The organism is Leptothoe sp. ISB3NOV94-8A (assembly GCF_043421595.1).
Lineage (GTDB): Bacteria > Cyanobacteriota > Cyanobacteriia > Phormidesmidales > Phormidesmidaceae > Leptothoe > Leptothoe turfae.
This window is the reverse complement of the sequence record NZ_JAXSQW010000006.1, coordinates 1-14404: the sequence shown is the minus strand read 5'-3', so window position 1 is coordinate 14404 and position 14404 is coordinate 1. Positions and strand designations below refer to the sequence as shown.

The window sequence follows — 14404 nt, the reverse complement described above, 5'->3', positions numbered from 1 at the left end:
TCCACCACTAGCTATGCTTCGCTTCCTTCCTTATTTGCTAATTGCCATTCTTTCGGGCGCTCCCTGTCTCTGGCTTGGCTGGAAAGCTCGGGCACACACCGATCCACTTATGGATGCTAAAGCGTGCGCTGATATCGTCACCACCTCAGTTATCGATACCCTCCAGTTTTGGAAATAACGGCCACACTCACCCCTGAGGTCAAACCCATGACTTCCTCTAACTCTCAAAACCCTGATCGCATCTCGCAGCTGGCTACAAGCATTCGCCGGATTCAACGGCGAATACAGCCAGATGAGGAGGAGCTAAAAAGCAACATCGTCTCTCATCCAGCGCTGGGGACACAGGCGGCCAATGGCGATCCTCTCGCTGCAATAGCCCTGCTCCAGGGGCAACAGCGAGACCTTCACATCGATCTGCAAACTACAAATCGGGTAACCCACCGAATGTACAGCGATGTGCTCGGGCGTCTTGTCGAGCTAGAACAGCTCCTGCCTGAAATAGATAGTGATCTCAAACGCAATCATCACAACATTCATCTGTTGGTCAGCCAGATTGAACAGATTCTCGCTGAAAACCAGGGACTACGCGCTGAAGTTGATCTTCTCACCCAGAAGCAAGAGATAACGTCAGAGGAAGTCGAGAAAACGAGCGCCACACTCAAACGCCTAGAGCAAAAGCGACTCACCATTTCTCAGCTGATCGGTATTACTGGAGCCTCCCTCGTGCTGGTGCTGCTTGGTGTGGGGCAGTTCAGACAGGGTGGCCTCGTAAAACAGCTCAACACTATACAAAACGATATTCAAGTTCTCTATGGGAACGACAACATCCTAAGAAACGAACTCTATGGGAGGTGATGCAGCACTCCTCAAAACTCTCTTTGTCCTCTACTCCGCATATCTATGGCATTTGGACTTACAGAAGATATCCGCTCCAGCCTCTCTGCCAAAGACGGGCTCGCCGATGGCACCGTCAACCCAGCAAACCTTGAACGGATAGGCTTTCAACCGGGTATTACCATTCCCGATAATCTCCTGGTCTACAAAGACCAGGCAGCTGCCGATGCAGCAATTGACAAAATCACAGAACAAGCCACACTCTATGCCCAAAGCACCAGGGTTGTGGAAGAGTACACCCACCTCGTTGAAGCCGCCGAGAAATACCACAAGGCAACTCGCAAACTGCGAACGAAGGTCGCTTCGCTTGAAATCACTATCGAGCAGGCCTTCAGCGAGTGGCAAACTCTCAAGCACGAAGTTAATACGGCCAAACGTCAAAGTGGTCTCCTTCATGCTTCTAAGGTCGAAGAAGCAAATATCGGCTTTGCCAAGTTCCAACGGGGTCTCACCATGAAGCTTCGTGGCATGACCGATGAGTCACGTAGTGGCACGGAAGCGGGCTCTGTCAAACGTGGGCACCTGCGGCTTGTGTCCTAGCTTGTGTTCTAGCTGTTGTTCCATCAGCGGGGCCACGGTGCCCCGCAAACCACGCTCCCTATGGTATTCACCCATCGTTCTATCGCTAAGCTCTCCCGCTATCTGCTGCTCTCTCTTCTCAGCAGTAGCCTTGTGCAACTAACCGCTATGTGGCGACCCGTTGTGTGGTGTCTTGTTGCCATCGGTTGTGTAGGGCTGCTTATCCTGCTCATGCTCGGTGTCCAGTACTACGGTCTGTTTACCGGAAGGGCATGGGCAAAAGACTTTGAGATCCACAGGCTCAACCAGGGCCTAATTCAATTCATTGTTGTTCTTCTTTTTGCCGTTATCGGTGGGGTGCCAACATGGTACGCATTCTTCAGCTAAACATGCTCGATAACGAAGATCGTCGATGGCTGGGTGGACAAACTGCACAGCTATTTCTCGCACTTTTTCGAGCAGCTCCTAAACGAGCCATCATCCTCTACGGTGGAACGCTGATAGCGCTGTTTCTCTGGCTTGTCCCCATTCGCTACAAGGTACGGCCCACACTCACAATGTCTCTCACCCTCACCGCAGCTGGCATCCTTGCTGCTACCCAAAGTGAGTTAGAGCGGTGGCAAAAACAGATAGAGGCAGCTGAGGCCGATGCCGACTACCAGACAGCACTCCACAGACAAGCAACCGAGGCAGTTCTGACCACACAGCAGTACGCAAACGTTACCGCCGCACGGCTTAATGCCTCCCAAGTTCTGCCTGAGTATCTAATAGAACCAGACCTCCAAGACCCAAAGCTTACCCAGGCAGCTGAGTTTGAAGAGTTCAAACGCATGATCGGAGCTTCTGACTCAGAAGACTCTTCTGGACAACCAACAGTTCTGCTAAAAGGTGATACCGATGGCGACGGCGTTGTCGATATGCAGCAGGGCAAGTACCGCTTTTACACCCGCAGGAATCCTCAAACAGGGCAGAAAGAACGCTGTGTGGACCTGACGGGGCATACCCACTACGCAGGGCTTCCCATCGTAGATTTAGCCTCAGAGATGGCCCGGGAGTCCCGTGGATGTCTGGGTGTTGGTCCCACCGGCACTGGTAAATCACAACTGCTTAAACAGGCGATCGCAGCTCAGCACCGTTGCGATCGCACCACCGATTTCACCGTCTTTGCCCACAAGTCAGCCAACACTGCTCGGGGTGAAACGCTTGATTACTGTGGATTAGAGGAGTCAGATGACCTCTACTTACTCACGGCCTCGATGAGCGGTGGAGTCCTCGAAGATGCAGCCTACAGGCTCTACTGTCGGCTAAGAGCACTCCAGGGCATCATGGAGCGGGGCTCGAAGGTGCCCAATGTGGTCGTTATCGACCAAATCAATCAGGGGCTGGTTGCAGCAAACAAGGCTGAGCGGTACGCCCTTAGAGACGACGATGGAGAAATACTTTTTCCGTACCTGGAACAAACCTATAAAGATGACCTGGCCACCCTCCTGGTCGATGGCCGTGAAAAATGCGTTAAAGCCTGGGTGTTTGGTCACGCCAACACAAACGAAGCGCTCGGGCTCTCCCATCAAATCAAAGAGAATGTCTTCTATGTGGGCCTTGGCCGTGACGGTATCTATAGCGCTGTAACCAACCCCCTCAAAGATGATCGGTTCATCGCCGTCCCCTCTGTTCGTAAGGCGCTGGTAGAAAAACTGCAAGCCTACCTCCAAGCCCATGAGGAATATGGCAACCCGGTGAACGTTGTACTGGCCATCACAAACTGTGGCAGCCAAGGGTGGAGACTGGTTATTCTGCCACAACTTCCTGACCCTGACCCCATAGAACTGGGTTTCACCAATCCTCCCGCCACCACTCCCAAGGCAAAGCCAGCACCAAAACCACCGCCAGAAATTGAGTCGGTACGCGACCAGCTCGAAGTACAACTTGGTTCTGACCTGGGCCAGCACTACACTGCCGCACAAAAAGAGACCGCAACTGCATTTATCCGCTGGGTAAAACAGCGACGCCACGACTTCATCGACGCTCAGGGTCTGCTCGATCCAGAGACAGTTTCCTATGGCTTTGATGGGGTAAAAAGCGTTGAAGAGATGGAACTGATCCTTCAACTCATCACTGAACTGGGCTACGGTTCCTTTGAGGAACACCCACATACAGGGCTGATAGCTTGGCGACTCAAAGGAGCCACACCCATCGGTTCCTACCAATGGCTCATCAAAGAACCTACAGCTAAGACGCCTCCTGAAAAGCCACAGGCAGGGGAAGGGACACCAGAATTAGCCCCCTTACCCAGTGGGATAACACCCGAAATCTTCAAAACTATTCTCTTTTATTTAGATCAAAAACAGCCTGGAATCCTGCTTACTCCCAATGGCTTTCTAACAGGTTCCTACAAACTTATAGACAAAGACAGCCCAGAAAAAATCAACACAGCCCAGATGCGAAAAGCGCTCAAATATCTTGACTCCCTTGGCGTTGTATCTTTTCCCAATCTCGAAGATAAACAGTTTAGATTCCTCGGTTTCCCTGAAAAGCCTCATACAAACAACCTTCCAGAGGATATCCCCTAAATAGGTACAAATGATGTCCCCCAGAACCTCATATCCATCTATGAGCTTTCGCTATGAGCTATACCCCAAAAGCGATACACGCCATGAGATTCGCATGATCCGCAGAACACGTATGAGGTATTTCTCATACGCTTATGAGCCAACTATGAGAAGCAGAGAAAACAAACTCAAGTGATACCAAAAAACACAGTTAGCACTCCCAAAAACAACTCGATAGCAACTCAAAAACTAATGCCCAAATCTCTTTTCCCGTAGCATCCAACCCTAAAAATTCAGTCATCAGAGCCGTTCAGATAACTCGTAGACTATCCTCTCATCAAAACAGTGAAGAAACCATCTGACTTCTTGTTGCCTTATTTATGCCTCACAGAGAGACCGCCTTAAGGATGCCTCATCTCTGCCTTAACGCCTTTTGCAACATTCATGTACCCTACCGAATCTACTGCAATGACTTCCTTTCGACGCAACAACATCCAGGGCATCATTGACCTTGGCAACGCTGACATCAAGTTTCTCTACCGCATCGGTGATGACTCAGACGACTGGCACAGACATAAATTTGAATCTGTTGTCTCCACCAGCCCCCTGGTCAATAACCATCCAGCACGAGTACTCCTGGGTGAACAGTCGTATCTTATTGGTGAAGAAGCAACCGCTGTACAGTGCGATCGCACCGGCAACACTGACAGCGGCAAGGTCTTAAATGCACTTCCATTGACCATCCAAGCCCTGATCAAAGCAGCTGGCATGGGTAAACCTCTCTCAGCAGACCTGATATTTACGTGCCCAAGCGTGAAGGCCTACGGAGCGGACATCCAGGCAAAGCTGGTGGGTGAACACAAAGTCACCCTGCCTCCCGACGAGGCTGCCCTCATCGATGAACAAAAACAGACCATCCGCATCGACTCAGCCATACCGCAGCTGGAAGGCTATCAAGCCTACAGACTGGTCAAGTCCGAGTGCCCAAACGGAGCAGTCATGGTGGACATCGGCAGCCGCACCATCCTGGTCACCGTCGTTGACGCCCAGGGCCGCATCCTCAACCGCTTTGCCAAAGATGATTGTGGCTGTCACCGCATTGCCGAGCGAGTCTATCAGTCAGAATGTCTCATTGGTCTGAAGGGCATGAACCAACGCCTCCCCAATGCAGAACAGGTAATGGCATTTCTGCTCGATACCACAACGAAAAAATCCCTCCGCAAGCAGCAAGCAACATACATAGAACCCCACATTCTGGCCTGTGTGCAAGACGCTCAAACCTTTGTCAGACAATACGGAGATAAGCCGGTCTACCTGATGGGTGGCGGCTCCATGCTGCCAGGAATGGTAGACGCCTTTAGCGACAGCCAGCAAAAAGCCCAGACCATGCCAGAAGCCACCTGGGCCACCCTGATTGGGCTATCAACCCTCGCTGACAGGCTTTTTACACAGAACTGACGTATGAGCGATCGCAAGCAAATCCGAGTGTATGTCGATGCAGACCAATGGACTACGCTCAAGCCTGACACCCCAGAAAACGACACCGACACACTCAAACGACTCCTGACTGAGCTGGAGCAGCTGCGGAGTTTAGTCGGTCAGTTAGCCGATCAAGACGTGGAGCAACTCAGCACCATGGTGGCCACACTCTCGGATATTCATTCCAACCCGCTAATCGCCCTTGGCATGTGTCTTGAAAGGTACCGACAAACCGAGTTCCAGCCAGTGCTCCAGTCCAGTGACCACAAATCCCGCTCCGCTATAGCAACCCCTGACAACTTTTTCGATAACTCAGAGGAGTTCTAATCAAACAGCCATGTCCAGAGAATATGCAGGGATCGACAATTACGTTTTGTGTCAATTCCGCACACCTCACAGCAAATCGCTGGGAATTTCCCCCTCAAATCAGCGATCTCAGGCGAGGCGTTGTAAGATCTTGGGCATCACGAAAGGAGGAGTATCTATGAACTAACAATGTACAAACACTAAAAAACCTTCTGAACTTGGCGGGAACGAAGGCTTTCTAGTTATTTAATTTATCCACTGGACACGACGTCATTAACGACAGGCCGAAAACCAAGTTAAGACGTTGACAGGATTTCTATGTGCAATTTTAGCGGGCATTAGACATTCCTGCAACTCATTGCCCAATCCCTTTCTGTCTGGTGGTTTTGCCCCCTTACTAACCACCAAACCAATGGCAGTTGCATCCACTTTGCAGCGGCCCACATTCGTTCAGGAATTCGACAACAAGTTCCTAGCACTGTGGCCGCACCGTTTCGATTTTCTCTACGCCCCCCACCCCGACCCTGGCACCAAACCCCAGTGGCAAACGGAAACAAGACATCCGCTCTCAGACAGACTGATCAACCAGGGCACCTATCTCTACGGCATAAGGTTTGGCTCTGTCACCCAGTACGCCATGCTCGATATCGACTCGGGCAGCCCCTACCATCCAAGACAGGATGCCCTGGCTCTCTCACGCATCAGCGAAGCTCTTGAACCGTTGGGACTCCTGCAACATCTGATACTGACCAGCTCAGACAGCAGAGGTCTCCACATATATTTTCCATTTGAAACACCGCTTCCTTCCTGGAAAGTAGGCCTTGCAATTACCACACTGCTTGAGAACAAAGGATTCAAAGTGATGCCTGGATGGTTAGAAGCCTTCCCCAATGCCAAAGCCTACAATCCAGCCGGAGATAGTCTCTACAACGGGCACAGGCTACCGCTTCAGCAGGGAAGTTATCTACTCAATGCTGACCTGGACCCCATAGAGAGTAGTGGCTTCCATTTCCTCAACAACTGGGAAACGGCCACAGCCCACAACGACATCACCAGCGAAACTCTAGAACTTGTTATTGAGCAGGCTCAGCGAAAAATCTACCGGGTCTCCCACAAAGCCGAAAAATTCCTCAATGACTTAAATGCTGAAATTGCCGTTGGTTGGACCGGCCACGGCCAAACCAACAGGCTCCTGGGACGCATCACCATGCGAGCTTATATCTTTGGTCACATCCTTGGAGCCCCAGGCCCCCTTACAGGTGATGCACTCATAGGACATGTCATGCAAACAGCTCAGAGCCTACCTGGGTTCACCCTCTGGTGTCGTCATCAAAACGATCTCGAAACCAAGGTGAAAGAGTGGGCAAAGTGTATTGAAGCCAGCCACTATTTTCCATATGGCTCAGACAAACTCCCGATAGACACGGCACCAGTAGGACCATCATGGAATGAGAGACAGCAAACAGAGGCAAGAGAACGAATCACAAAAGCAGTTACAGACCTGCAGTCCAAAGGTAACTGGCCAGATGGAATTACAACACGATTCGATAAGCTTACTAATCAGGGAATTAGTGGAAGTTCACTTTACAAACATAAGGATCTCTGGCACCCACGCTTTATAGTGGCCGCAGATGCGGAAACCGGAACCGACATCCCCCCAGACCCCCCTGCTTCACAAAGGGAGACGTTGGGGAAAGAAACCCCAACGCACTCCTCACAAGCTTATTGGGGAAATGGGTGTAACCCGTTACAAGGCAATCGTTTAACTGCGATAGAAATAGATAAAAAAAATGGTGCAGGGTGTAATAATTCATCGGCACCTGTAAGCCCTGTCCCACCACAGGTAAGGCAACACATACAACAAGCAATAGTAGCTGCTCAAACGGAAAGAAAAGCACAGCAGCGCTCATACATTGACGACTATCTCGACCAGCTTCAGCTCAACTTTGAGACTGAAACCGCTCGATGGGCAAATTCTGAAGATCCGATCTTCGAAGCGGAGGCGAAATTACGACAAAAGCCAAAGGACGATGAACCCTGACGAGATATTTGGGAAGGTGATACGGTTACGGCTATGACAAATCAACCTACATGTTGGATTATCGCCGGTCCCAATGGAGCTAGTAAAACTACCTTTGCCCTAGAGTACCTACCCGAAGTGGCCAACTGTCGGCACTTTATCAATGCGGACTTAATAGCCGCAGGGTTAGCCCCCCTGGCTCCTGAGTCTCAGCTGCTAGCGGCCAGTCGCATCTTTCTATCTGAAATCAAGGCACGGGTAGCTGCTCGGCAGAACTTTGCTTTTGAAACTACTCTGGCAGGACGCACATATCTGAGGCTTATTCAGCAGCTGCGTTCGGATGGATGGCGTGGGGGGTTAATCTATCTGGCTCTACCTAATGTGGCGATGTCACGAATGCGAGTAGCTGAGCGGGTAGCTCACGGTGGGCATGATATTCCCCCCGAAGATATTGAACGGCGGTTTCCGCGCAGCTTACGTAACTTGCTCACTGAGTTTGGAAGCATCACCAATCGAACTCGATGCTTTATGAATTCCGGAGAAGTCCCCGAGCTAGTCTTTGTTCAGCAAGGTAGTGAGCGCACAATTATAGATGCTGGGTTGTTTAATGTATTGAGACAGGGAGCAGGACTATGACGATAGTTTCAGACGATACGCTGCAAATTTTGGAAACGCTCAAAAAGGTTGCGACCAAAACGCTTGAGAAGAAGCAGCGGCTCGGCCAGTATGCAGTGATATGGCGCGATGGCAAAGCTATTGCCGTAGGAGAGGACGCGCCGCAGGAATCTGACACTGGCCATTCCTACAATTAACCCCTTGGACCAGCAAGGGTATCGATGCGAAAACCTGATGTAGTGAATGAGAATTGCTGCCCCAGCCAGGTCGCCGCGATCGCCATCGATGGCATAAGATAATCTCGGTTTTGAGCGCGGGTGCCATGACCCGCGAAAAAGCACCACAGGTTATCGCCCTCGCGTAAAAACGGTTGATCAAATCACTTACGGAAAACCGTTTCAGAGTGGTGCAGGAGGGATGGGCATCCAGGTCAGGGCCATAGTCCTGAGGAATAAGCTCAGCATCCTCAGCAAAGTGATAGACATGCTCAAACTTAAGCTCATCGCTAAAAAACTGGCGAATTGATTCTGCATCCCGCTTAGCGTAGTTCAGCCGTTGCAGGTAGCGATAGCCATTAATACCAATCGTGATCGCCCAGTTTCTGGCCATAGCCAAGGGTTAGAAGTCAGTTAAGGATTACGATATCCGAAGTTCGAATTCCTCAAACAGGCTTGCTGCTATGAGCTAACTGCTTTTTTCATCTGGACGAACAAACTTCAGGGTAATGCCACCAGTATTGCCGAGCTTGCCGCCATTTCCGACTAGACTAAGCTGACCTTCGGCATTGATCTCAACCGACAGCTCCACTTCGTTAAGCTGCAAGCCGGTATTAGTAGTGGCCTGGTCAAACAGGTCATTGACAACAACTAGCATCCCCTGCATTTGGGTTTTCAGCGCCTGGGCATCCAGGGGCACCCGCTTACGTGTAAATTTCTGGGTAATAGTTTCGATCGGCCCCTTTTTAGGCTCTTCTCCCCAACCGCCACCGGTATCGGTGCTGCTACGCTCACCTTCAATCGGTAGAGTCTCTCCTGTTTCTTCGACTTCAGCAATAATATACAACTGTGGTGCATCAGACATAGGTTCAAGGCTCCTCACAACAGGTGTTAAAGGGGGTGCAGATGGATTATACGAGGTTTTTCGACACGTACCATTTGATCAGGTCGTAGGTTTTCTGAATAATGGGCAGGTCTTCATAGATCAAAAAATTTTCGAGCACTTCGCACAGAACAAAGCACGAAAGTACAAAGAATTAGAGAGTCCACGAAGAGGCGCAAACAACTCGAAAACCGTAGTAGATGTAACTGTCGACGCTCGCAAGCCAGTGGCGCTTGGCCGAGCGGCAGAGATCTGGATCGTTGAGCCAGGAACCGCCCCGCAGCACTCGACGAGAGGAGTCACCGCCTTTAGTCCAGGCGCTGGCATCGGTTGGAGCTCTCTCATAACTTTCATGCCAATGGTCTAGGCACCATTCATACACATTGCCATGCATATCATGGAACCCCCAAGCATTAGCCGCATAACGCCCTACATCCGTAGTCTCACTTTCTTGGTAATTGGCCTGAACCGATGTCAAGGTATCGCCAAAATAATACGGAGTTGTGGTCCCGGCCCGGCAAGCATACTCCCATTCAGCCTCACTGGGTAGGCGACAATCTCGCCCTGTTATCTTGGACAGCCGTTTACAGAACTCCACCGCATCATCCCAAGACACACACTCGACCGGACGGTTATCGCCTTTAAGGTCAGAAAGATCTGGATCTAGATCCCGTTCAACCTTGGGCAACGCTGCAACTGCTTTCCACTGGGCTTGCGTTACCGGGTACTTGCCCATCAGAAACGGTTGTACAGTGACCTCATGTCGAGGCTTTTCATCGTCACAGCCTTCTCCATCAGGCGACCCCATCAGAAAACTTCCACCCGGAACAGATACTAGCTCCAGAATGACTCCATTACCCAGCGCTAGCTGGACATCTCCCTGGTCACGCGTATCACCTGAGGCCTCAACGGTTGCCGATACGGTCAGCTCAGCAGACGCCTCCAGGGTGTCAGTTGGTTCCTCGCATAAAAGTGGATCTGGCTCAGCAGGCACCTCGGAATCAGGAGGAGCAATACCACGACTCCCGTCTCTCGTTGGTCGGGATGTGGGACCACTAGCCACCTGCTGGCTTTGCTTAATAGCGATACGACGAATAGCAGCAACAGCATCCTGGTCCGCTGGCGAAGCCTCCAGACACCGTATCCATAGCTGCTGCGCAAAACTGAGATTACCTTCCATCTCAGTTTTATAGGCCGCATTCTTGAGGGCAACCACATCGGTCGGCATTGCTTGACCTGGCAGCAAAATTAAATGGTTTTTACTGAGGGGCTCAATCACCCCGTAGGGCGTTTGGGTAACCCGCTTATACTTCTGGGTGAGCTGGGGCACATAATAGCGAAGGCGCTGATACAGCCGCTCTACGGTGGCGCAGTTGTCCTCTCCCTGCAGCCGCAGGCTGTCTATCAAAACATGGGTAAAGGCTCCATGCTCCAGCTCCTGGATTTCGTAGGATGACTCCTCAGGGCTACAGGAAAATAAGGTGATGACCCCTTGCTGCTTTTCTTCTCCGATACCCACAGCACCCCGACGCCCTTCATAGCTCCGGCAGGCATCAATCAGCAGGATGACATTATCCGCACCGCTGCGGCGCAGACGCTCACTAATGTAGTGAATGGGAATCGCTGACCCAGCTAGGTCGCCGCGATCGCCATCGATAGGCATAAGATAATCCCGGTTTTGATCGCGGATGCCATGACCTGCGAAAAAGCACCACAGGTTATCGCCCTCGCGTAAAAACGGTTGATCAAATCGCTTACGGAAGAACCGTTTCAGAGTGATATAAGAGGGATGGGCATCCATATCAGGGCCATAGTCCTGAGGGATAGGCTCAGCGCCTTCAGCAAAGTGATAGACACGCTCAAACTTAAGCTCGTCGTTAAAAAACTGACGAATTGATTCCGCATCCCGCTTCGCATACTTCAGCCGTTGTAGGTAGCAATAGCCATTAATACCAATCGTGATTGCCCAGTTTCTGGCCATAACCAAGGGTTAGAAGTCAGTTAAGGATACGATATCCGAATTTCGAATCCTCATTTCAAATTCCTCAAACAGGCTTGATGGTGACCTTACATTGTTTGTTCTCTATGAGCTACTGAGATCGGCTGAGGAACCTAAGCTGCCGAACTACGTAGAAGCCATGCCAAATTATGGGGCGAGTCCCCTCAGTCACCTGGCCAACGTGGTCAGTGCGACAGCGAACCAAGAAGAACGCCGCCGCCTAGGCTGATTTAAGTGCTCTGGAGGCAATGCTATGGTGCTACGGCTAGCGACCCTGGTGGAGCGACAAAGTTCGCCCTTGACCCTATCGAGACTTATTCACTGGCACCTAGCGAAATATTGGGACAAAATCTACGCGCCACAGATTGCAAACGACTTTAACAGCACACTTTAGTAAGAGGATGTTTCTACGACTGTAGCCACCGCCAGCCACCCCATGACTACCTGGGACGGCAAAGAATCTGTACGCAGCTCACATCGCCAAACTACCTGCTACGACCACAGAGGCCCAGAAACAGGCAAAGGAAGCCCTAGAAACCGGCAATTACGACCTATGTAAGGTATTGCCGCTTGCCATTTGGATGATGCCTATGTGAAAGCCTGTGGCTATATGTCGTCCATCCCTGGAATTGTGGCGAAGGGAATTCCCACCTTGCCCACGTTGTTCGGTGAAGCGAGTCGTGCAATCTCAGATAGCTGGCACCAGTGGCCCCGAAGCGCTGGGCAATTCCTCGACGAAGCAAACGCAAAAAGAGCCTCTGGACTAGCTGACCTCAGCACGTTTAACCAAGCCGTGTTTGCCAAAGCCCTTAAGTAATTAGCACTGAACAGTCCAATATTGAGATATCCAAGTATTGGACTGTTCGAAAACACGGCTTTAAAATCTGTGACTAATTTCGGACCAGTATTACGACTAAATCGATAATATAGGCTGCCATCAAGGGTCTCACATAAGAAAAAACCCGTTTTAATGCGCTCAATACAGAATCAGTTTGATAAAACTACTACAAGAAATAGCGACTGAATTACAGTCGCATGAAGCTAACACATAGCCAATGCATCAAACATCTTGAGGCGAGCAGATGGGGTAAGACTCCTATTTGTCCCTACTGCACATCCAAGGCAGCTACCCCTATTCCTAAGGAAAATCGCTACCACTGTACCTACTGCTATACTTCCTACAGCGTCAAAGTAGGGACGCTATTCCACAATTCCCATATATCTCTAGAAAAATGGTACAAGGCAATTTTTCTAATCAAAACTATAGAAGAACTATCAATTCGCCAATTAGCAAAGGAGATTTCGGTAAGCAATAAAACCGCGTCTTCAATGATCAAAAAAATAAAAGAAGCGAACAAGGACAGCCCAAAGCTATTAATTAAAATAAAAGACTTCTATCTGAAGCAAACAAGGAATAATCAAGAATGAATCTAAAGAAGAACATTCCTACAATTTTAGCTGCCGTCTCATTATCAGTTCCGTTAGTTGGTGACAAATTACTAGACGCTGTAGTTTCTGCCTTCACTGAAGATGGACTCACTCAAAGTGATTTTCTGCTTCTGCTTTGGTGGTTAACGTTTGGAGCCTTCATCGTATGGGTATTGCAAAATGGCCTTAAAAAGCTAGCTACTAGATTTTCACGAAGACAGATAGTTACAGATGGCACGGCTGACAAGAGGCAAACACTCAAAGCTTTTCGCAAAGAGATGAAAAGTAGCTTGAACGCCTTCAAATCTAAAAAGGTAAATTTTGATAGGGGCATTATATCTGTGGCCAATCAAGTGCGAGCACTAAATGCTCGTGACAAAGCCTTTAGCGCTCAGAAAGAGAAGGCTGCCAGTACAGTTATTTCCCTCAAGAGCAGTTATGACGAAAGTTTTGAAGATCTCGAAAGACGCATCAATAAGCTCGACAGCAATTTAGCCGAAGCTGGAAACATACTAGATGAGGTAGATGAATGGGCTAAAAAAGCAGCTGCAAAGCATTTTACCCCTCCTAGTTGAGCTAGTTGATCAATCTTTGATCTCAAACTAGGTACCTACAGGAATTTGACTTTCAATTAATCTCAACTCATCAATTAATTGCTGTAGATACAGCTTTTCTCCATCTGAAGTTGAAGCCACACGCTTTTCATCAAAAGCTGATATGTATGCTTCCATATTATGGTGAGAAGCCAGTATGCGCGGATTTTCTCTAATTTTAAAGATCGCATACATATCTAAAATTTTAGAGCTTTCTAAAACAATGCAGTGAGCCACCATTTCACCTAAAATTTTTAGCTCTTCTTCGAAATCCTCAACAGTTGCAGGCCTGTGCCTCTCGAAGGGTTTTTCCTCCTCGTACATCTGATGAACTACGTTTTCATACTCAATTCTGCTCTGCATCATGCGCTTCTCGATTTCGAACAATAGTGTGCGATAACCTGGCGGCCCACCATCAGAGGATGACATAACTTTCACTTTATAAACGTCTAGTCTAAAAGTTCATGTTATGAACTACTGGATGAGCTGTCTTACCGTAAAGTAATACAGTACATTTGATCTACACATCCAGAATATTAGTTCTTTTGTACTATTATTGCAACCCCCAAAATATGCTGCCAATGTTGGCAGTCAAGGAATGAAATCAGCTATCAAGTAAGGAGCTTTTCCTGGCTGCTTCACCATAAATCAACTATTAGATATTTGAATATCTCACTCATATCGACCATATCCAATCCCCATCATCCTTAAACGCCTCACGCTTCAAGGCTTTGTGCAAATGTTCAGGGATGTACACCAGTAGCTTTTTACAGTCCGTCCACTTATTCTTAGCGACCTGTTTTGGGCAAAGCTAACGAAAGTGTCACCAGCCGCCAGATAATCGCTGAAACGCTTTTATATCAAGCAGTTTAAAGAAAAAAGAAAATCATGCAAAATCACACTA

17 protein-coding genes are annotated in these 14404 nt (G+C 49.3%); 13 read left to right on the top strand and 4 right to left on the bottom strand.

Annotated elements, in window-relative coordinates; translation table 11 throughout:
• Nucleotides 1–13 precede the first annotated feature (13 nt).
• From SPB21_RS35175 to SPB21_RS35135, 9 genes are all read left to right on the top strand, one after another.
• Nucleotides 14–178, top strand: coding sequence for a hypothetical protein (locus SPB21_RS35175; protein WP_163671940.1), 165 nt, complete (start codon nt 14–16; stop codon nt 176–178).
• A 29-nt stretch (nt 179–207) separates the two neighbouring features.
• Entirely contained in the window at nt 208–855 is a 648-nt protein-coding gene (locus SPB21_RS35170; RefSeq protein ID WP_499869694.1) for a hypothetical protein, read from the top strand.
• 45 nt (nt 856–900) lie between these two features.
• A complete protein-coding gene (locus SPB21_RS35165; protein ID WP_023071284.1) occupies nt 901–1434 on the top strand; it encodes a hypothetical protein in 534 nt (177 codons plus the stop codon).
• A 60-nt stretch (nt 1435–1494) separates the two neighbouring features.
• Nucleotides 1495–1800, top strand: a complete 306-nt coding sequence (locus SPB21_RS35160; protein WP_499869693.1) for a hypothetical protein — start codon at nt 1495–1497, stop codon at nt 1798–1800.
• The gene (locus SPB21_RS35155) at nt 1779–3983 is read left to right on the top strand and encodes a hypothetical protein (protein WP_499869692.1); all 2205 of its coding nucleotides are present in this window, start codon (nt 1779–1781) and stop codon (nt 3981–3983) included. The genes SPB21_RS35160 and SPB21_RS35155 overlap by 22 nt, the downstream gene beginning before the upstream one ends.
• 447 nt (nt 3984–4430) lie before the next feature.
• A complete protein-coding gene (locus tag SPB21_RS35150; RefSeq protein WP_499869691.1) occupies nt 4431–5420 on the top strand; it encodes a hypothetical protein in 990 nt (329 codons plus the stop codon).
• Nucleotides 5421–5423: 3 nt separating this feature from the next.
• A complete protein-coding gene (locus tag SPB21_RS35145; RefSeq protein WP_499869690.1) occupies nt 5424–5768 on the top strand; it encodes a hypothetical protein in 345 nt (114 codons plus the stop codon).
• 391 nt (nt 5769–6159) lie between these two features.
• On the top strand, nt 6160–7788 hold the full coding sequence (locus tag SPB21_RS35140) for a bifunctional DNA primase/polymerase (protein WP_499869689.1): 1629 nt from the start codon (nt 6160–6162) through the stop codon (nt 7786–7788).
• A gap of 33 nt (nt 7789–7821) precedes the next feature.
• Nucleotides 7822–8403, top strand: coding sequence for an ATPase (locus tag SPB21_RS35135; RefSeq protein ID WP_499869688.1), 582 nt, complete (start codon nt 7822–7824; stop codon nt 8401–8403).
• Nucleotides 8404–8520: 117 nt separating this feature from the next.
• Here SPB21_RS35135 and SPB21_RS35130 read toward each other — a convergent pair whose 3' ends face one another.
• The 3 genes from SPB21_RS35130 to SPB21_RS35120 form a co-directional block, all read right to left on the bottom strand.
• Nucleotides 8521–8991, bottom strand: coding sequence for a hypothetical protein (locus SPB21_RS35130; protein ID WP_499869687.1), 471 nt, complete (start codon nt 8989–8991; stop codon nt 8521–8523).
• 75 nt (nt 8992–9066) lie between these two features.
• A complete protein-coding gene (locus SPB21_RS35125) occupies nt 9067–9462 on the bottom strand; it encodes a Pepco domain-containing protein (RefSeq protein WP_499869686.1) in 396 nt (131 codons plus the stop codon).
• A 172-nt stretch (nt 9463–9634) separates the two neighbouring features.
• On the bottom strand, nt 9635–11461 hold the full coding sequence (locus SPB21_RS35120; protein WP_499869685.1) for an SUMF1/EgtB/PvdO family nonheme iron enzyme: 1827 nt from the start codon (nt 11459–11461) through the stop codon (nt 9635–9637).
• 91 nt (nt 11462–11552) lie between these two features.
• Here SPB21_RS35120 and SPB21_RS35115 point away from each other — a divergent pair, with 91 nt between their 5' ends.
• The 4 genes from SPB21_RS35115 to SPB21_RS35100 all read left to right on the top strand — a co-directional run bounded on the left by SPB21_RS35115 (nt 11553) and on the right by SPB21_RS35100 (nt 13482).
• Complete coding sequence (locus tag SPB21_RS35115) at nt 11553–11708, top strand: hypothetical protein (RefSeq protein ID WP_499869684.1); 156 nt, start codon at nt 11553–11555, stop codon at nt 11706–11708.
• Between the two features lie 381 nt (nt 11709–12089).
• Complete coding sequence (locus SPB21_RS35110; protein ID WP_499869683.1) at nt 12090–12296, top strand: hypothetical protein; 207 nt, start codon at nt 12090–12092, stop codon at nt 12294–12296.
• Between the two features lie 218 nt (nt 12297–12514).
• Nucleotides 12515–12907, top strand: a complete 393-nt coding sequence (locus SPB21_RS35105; protein WP_499869681.1) for a transposase — start codon at nt 12515–12517, stop codon at nt 12905–12907.
• Complete coding sequence (locus tag SPB21_RS35100) at nt 12904–13482, top strand: hypothetical protein (protein ID WP_499869680.1); 579 nt, start codon at nt 12904–12906, stop codon at nt 13480–13482. Before SPB21_RS35105 ends, SPB21_RS35100 begins: the two co-directional genes overlap by 4 nt.
• A 27-nt stretch (nt 13483–13509) precedes the next feature.
• Here the strand turns inward: SPB21_RS35100 and SPB21_RS35095 are convergent, their stop codons facing one another.
• Nucleotides 13510–13929, bottom strand: coding sequence for a hypothetical protein (locus SPB21_RS35095; protein WP_499869678.1), 420 nt, complete (start codon nt 13927–13929; stop codon nt 13510–13512).
• Between the last annotated feature and the right edge of the window lie 475 nt (nt 13930–14404).